This window comes from Cellulomonas pasadenensis, assembly GCF_047229365.1.
Classification (GTDB): domain Bacteria; phylum Actinomycetota; class Actinomycetes; order Actinomycetales; family Cellulomonadaceae; genus Cellulomonas.
Genome location: NZ_JBFTEP010000185.1, coordinates 1 through 5501, shown reverse-complemented (window position 1 = coordinate 5501; position 5501 = coordinate 1). Strand labels below are relative to the sequence as shown.

Below are 5501 nucleotides of genomic sequence, written 5' to 3'. Positions count from 1 at the left end.
GTCCCGGTGCGCCCGGTGTCGGCGGGGGCTCGTCGCCGCCGGCGAGCGGCAGCTCGAACTCGAGCTCGGCGAGCCGGTCGCGCGGGTGCACGTCCGCGAGCGCGGCGCCGCCCAGCAGCGGTCCGCCGGGCGTGCGCAGCACCGGCAGGAGGGCTGCGGCGAGGTGGTCGGGGTCCACGCCCGCACCCGGTGCCGCGCGACGGCACCGGGCGAGCAGCTCCGCGGCGAGGTCGGGCGCGGCGGTGTCGACGTCCTCCAGGACGGCGTGCACGAGCGTGCCGAACGCGGTGCCGCCGGGCAGGTCGGCGAGGGGGGAGGGCACCGTGCGCAGGAGGCCCTCGTCGCGGGCGTCGGGCGGGCCGGACCGGCTCCGCGCGGCCGGCGCGGCGGGCGCGACCGGCGTGACCGGCCCGGTCGGCTCGTCGCGGATGCCGGGTGCCTCCGGCTCGTCGGCCACCCCCGGAGCCTCCTCCGCGGCGGACGGTGCCGCGGCGCCGGGCGGTCCGCCGTGCGCGGCCGCCGTGAGCCCGGAGTACGACGTCCGGCGCCACGTCGTGTCGACGTCGCGCCGCAGCCGCGCGACGTCGAGCGCCTCGCGGCCCCTCGCCGGCGGCTGCCACCGCACGCGCGGCGGCGCGGCGTCGACGACCTCGTGCACGACGGTGCCGCCGCTGCGGGCGGCGAGCGCGTCGAACGCCGCCGCGGCCTGGTCGTCGCGGGGCACCGGCACGGTCGCCGGCGGGCTGCCGTCGGCGTCCCGGGCGCCGAGCACGAGGCGGCCGACCGCCCCCGCGGCGGACACCGTGCTCGGCGCCCACCAGACGACCACCCGGCTGCTCGCCCGCGTGAGCGCCACGTACGCCAGGCGCAGGTCCTCGCCCGACTCCTCCGCCTGGTGCAGGGCGCGCGCCTCGTCGTAGCCGGGGCTGCCGCGGCCGCCCACGTGCAGCCGGCGGGTGCCGTCGGCGTCGTGGTACCGCAGCACCGCCGGGTCGCGCGGCACGAACCGGTCCCATGCGAACGGCACCAGGACCACGGGGAACTCGAGCCCCTTCGCGGCGTGGACCGTGACGACCTGCACGGCCGCCGCGTCGGTCTCGAGGCGCCGGCTGCGCTCCTCCGCGTAGTCGACCGCGGCCTCGTCGATGCGCGCGCGCAGCCACTCCGTCAGCGCCGCCGCACCCAGCCCGCGCTCGCGGGCCGCCGCGTGCAGCACCTCGCCGACGTGCCGCGTGTCGGTGAGCGCGCGCTCGCCGTCCTCGCGGCGCAGCAGGCGCTCGTGCAGGCCCGCGGCGGCCGTCGCCTCGACGAGGGCGGCGACGCCCTGCCCGGCGAGGACGTGGGACCAGCCGCGCAGCCGGTCGGCGAGGTCCTCGCGCTCGGCGTCGTCGGCGCCCGCGAGGCGCCGGGCGTCCCACCCGACGAACGGCGTGAGCGCGGCCGCGGCGACCCGGCCCGCGTCGCCGGTCCCGGCCAGCGCGCTCAGCAGCACCAGCCACTCCCGTGCTGCCGGCGTCGCGAAGACGCTCGAGAGCCCGGACACCACGGCGGGCACGCCGGCCCCGACGAGGGCGTCCCGCACGGCGAGCGCGTCGGCGTTGCGGCGGGCCAGCACGGCCACGTCACCGGGCCGCACGGCCCGCCACCCGTCGCCGTCGCGCAGGCGCGCGCCGTCGAGGGTGCGCACCACCTCCGCGGCGACGTCCCGGTGCACGAGCGCACGGACGACGTCGACGCGCGGCGCGGCGCTGCCGGTGCCGACGGCACGCCGGGCCACGCGGCGGAGCACCACCGGGGCACCGCCGTCGAGCCGGCGGCCGGACCGCCCGGCCTCGACGGGGTGCACGACGATGCGCGGGTCGCCGAGGGCCGCGCCGCCGAGCAGGTGGCCGAGCCCGGCGAGCACGGCGGGGTCGGCACGCCAGCTCCTGCCCAGGGTGGCCGTGGTCGCGACCGCCCGCGCCGCGAGGTAGGTGTGCACGTCGGCGCCGCGGAACGCGTAGATCGCCTGCTTCGGGTCGCCGATGAGCACGAGCGTGCGGTGACCGTGGAACGCGGTGCGCAGCACGTCCCACTGCACCGGGTCGGTGTCCTGGAACTCGTCGACGAGCACGACGCGGTACGGCGCCCGGACGCGCGCGGCCGCGTCCGGCCCGGTCACGGGGTCCGTCAGGGCGTCGCGCAGCAGCACGAGCAGGTCGTCGTAGTCGACGAGCCGGCCGGCGCGCTTGCGCCGCACGAGCTCGCGCCGCACGGCGCGGGCCAGGCGGAACCGGTGGTCGGGCGGGCTGCCGGGGTCCGCGTCGTCGGGGGCGAGGGTCGCCGCGTGGTCGCTGACGGCGGCGCGCGCGACCTGCCGCGCCTCCTCGACGGTGAGCGGAGGGGCGGACGTGCCCGCGTAGGCGGCGAGGTACAGGTCGTCGACGACCTCCGCCTCGAGGTCCGCCACGTCGGGCAGGAGCGTCGCGTCGGCGTCCACGTCCCCCGTCGTCGTCGCGGTGCCGAGCGAGCGGAGCACGTGCCGGCAGAACCCGTGGGTCGTGGTGATGGTCGCGGCGTCGACCTGCGACAGCGCGACCGCCAGGCGCTCGCGCCGGCGCGCCAGCTCGGCGTCGTCCACGGCGGCGAGGTGCCGCACGAGGGCGTCCTCGCTGGTGCGGGCGGCGGCGTCCCGCAGCGCGCGCTCGGTGCGCACGAGGCGCTCGCGGACGCGGTCGCGGAGCTCGCTCGTCGCGGCGCGGCCGAACGTCACGACCAGCAGCTCGGGCAGCTCGGCGTGGCCCTCCGCGACCCACCGCGTGGCGAGCGCGGCGATGGTGAACGTCTTGCCCGTGCCGGCGCTCGCTTCGAGGACGGTGGTGCCGGTGGGCAGCGGGCCGCACACGTCGAAGACGGGCGTCGTCACGGGCGCGGCCGTCACGGCGGGCCCCCGGTCTCGTGGCGCAGCAGGTCCTCCCACAGCGTGCGCGCGAGCGCGCCGAGGAGCGTCGGCTCGTCCGGCCACGCGGCCCGGTCGGCGGGTTCCGGGTCGCCCGCGAGGGCGGCGAGCCGGGCGCCGTCGCCCCACGCGAGGCGGTGGTGGTCGTCCTCGTCCTCGTGGCGCGCGCGCCACGTCTGCTCGGCGTCCGCCAGCGCGCCCACGGGGTCGTCGTGGCCGTGCCGGCGCCGCGCGTACGTCGCCGCGGCCGCCGTGGGCAGCGGGAGCGGTGCGCACAGCGCGCGGTCGCGCACGGCGACGAGCCGGCCGAGCACGTCGCGCGCCACCGCGGGCGCGGGGGCGCGCAACCACGACGTCGTCGCGGTCGGGCGCGTGCCGGGCCCGCGGCCCACCGTGGCGGCGGCGTGCACCGCCGGGGCGTGCGAGCCGGCCGCGCCGGCCAGCGCGAGCAGCTGGACCCACGCGCGCAGCCGGTGCCTCGGCCCCAGCCGCGCGTAGACGGCACGCACCAGCACCTCGCCCCGCACGCCGGGGACCGTGCCGGTGAGCACGCGTCCGTCGAGCAGCGGCACCGTCACGTCGACCGTCGCGGGCGCCGCGGCGAGCAGGGGCCGCGCGGCGGCGGCGACCGCCTCCACGTGCGCGCCGACCTCGCCGAGCGCGGCCGACCCCAGCGCGCCCGGGGGCACGTCACCGCGCCGGCGCTCGGCCGCCGCGGCCCGGGCCAGGTCGACGTCGTCGAGGACGGCGGTGAGCAGCCGGTCACCGGTCGCCCACGCGTCGAGGGGCTCGAGCCGCAACGGCAGCCGGTCGTCGAGCTGGTCGACGTCCCGTGGGACGACGGCGTGCAGCCGCTGCCGGACGAACGCGCGGACCGGGTGCTCGAGCGCGGCGACGAGGTCGTCGAGCTCGACGACCCCCGCGGCGCCGCCGAGCCCGCCGCGACCGCCGTCGACTGCGTCGGGCGGCGGGGGCGGCAGCGTGCCGACGAGCAGCGGCGGGCGGGGCGTGCGGGGTCCGCGCGCGGCCGCGGCGGCGCGCCGGTCGACGTCGTCGAAGCTGAACGGGCCGGGCCGGCCGAGCGCGCCGGCCACGAAGTTCCGCTCGTCGACCGTCTGCAGCGGGTGCTGCACGACGAGCGCGTCCCGCACGGGCCGCCCGTCGGCGCGACGCACCGTCTCCTCGAGCGCGTCGAGCAGCTCGCCGACGGGCACGGCCGGCGGTCGGGCGGCGCCCGTGCGCTCGTCGGCGCCCGTGTGCACGACCACGAGGTGGTCGCCGGCCGCGAGCACGGCGTCGAGGAAGAGCTGGCGGTCCTCCGCGCGGCGGTCCCGCTCGCCCACCAGCGGGTCGCGCGCCAGCACGTCGTCCCCGCCGCCCTGCGCCGTGCGCGGGAAGACGCCGTCGTCCATGCCGAGCAGCGCCACGACGCGGTGCGGGACGGCGCGCATGGGCTCCAGCGAGCAGACGGTGAGCGCGCCCGTGCGGAACCCGGCCCGCGTCGGCCGGCCCGCGAGGTGCGGCTCGAGCAGCGCGACGACGTCCGCCAGGCGCAGGGGCAGGTCGGCGTGACCCTCCGCCGCCGCCCGCGCGTCGGCGAGCACCGTGCGCGCCTCGACCAGCTGCCAGGCGTCCTCGGGCGCGACGTCCGTCAGCAGCACGACCGCGCGCGCGAGCGTCGCGAACCACGCGTCCGCGGGGCGCGTGCCGTCGAGCTCGGCGAGCAGCCCGGTGAGCCGGTCCACGAGCTCCGCGAACCGCCCGGCGAGGTCGACCTCGGTGCTGTCGACGTCGTCCAGCGGCAGCGCCGACCCGACGAACCGGTGGTCCTCCTCGGCCATCGCCACGCCGAGCAGCAGCCGGTCCGTGCCGGTCCGCCACGTGCCCTGCGCGACGGCGCCCAGCCCGTACCGCGCGCGGCGGCCGACGTCCTCGCCCCAGCGCACGCCCGACGCGAGCGTCCACGCGCGCACGCGCTCGAGCTCCGCGTCGTCGAGCCCGAACCGCCGGCGGACCGCCGCGAGGTCCGCGAGGTCGAGCACGGCGGACGCCGTCACGCGCGACCCGGCGAGCGCGAGCACGTCGGCCAGCACGCGCAGCACGGGGTTGGTGCGCGCGGGCGCACGGTCGGCGACGCGCACGCGCAGCGTGCGGCCCGGGTGCGCGGGCACGTCGTCGGGGCGACCGCCGTGCCGGCCGCCCTGTCTCCCGCCGTCGGGCGGGCCGGCGGGCGCGGCCGCACCGAAGGCGGCGACGACCAGCGGTGCGAACGCCTCGACGTCCGGGCAGAGCACCACCACGTCCCGCGGTTGCAGGGTCGGGTCGTCGGCGAGCAGCCCCAGCAGCGCCTCGCGCAGCACCTCGACCTGACGGGCGCGCCCGTGGCACGCGTGCACCTGGACCGTGCGGTCGTCGGGGTCGACGGTGGTCCGCCGCCCCGGTCGTGCGTCGGCACGCAGCGCGGCCTGCAGCGCCCCGAGGACGGTCGCCGGCGGCGCGGGCACGGCGTGGTGCGTGACGGCGGCGGCGCGGGCGACGAGGCGCACGCCCAGCTCGGTGGCGT

The 5501-nt window shown here is 80.1% G+C and carries 2 protein-coding genes; both read right to left on the bottom strand.

Annotation, left to right across the window (positions count from 1 at the left end):
* Positions 1-2905: UvrD-helicase domain-containing protein (locus AB6N23_RS17040; RefSeq protein WP_412867169.1), on the bottom strand; the 2905-nt coding region annotated here is incomplete at its 3' end.
* An 11-nt stretch (positions 2906-2916) separates the two neighbouring features.
* Positions 2917-5501 (bottom strand): exodeoxyribonuclease V subunit gamma (locus AB6N23_RS17035; RefSeq protein ID WP_412867168.1); only part of this gene is annotated, 2585 nt, incomplete at its 5' end.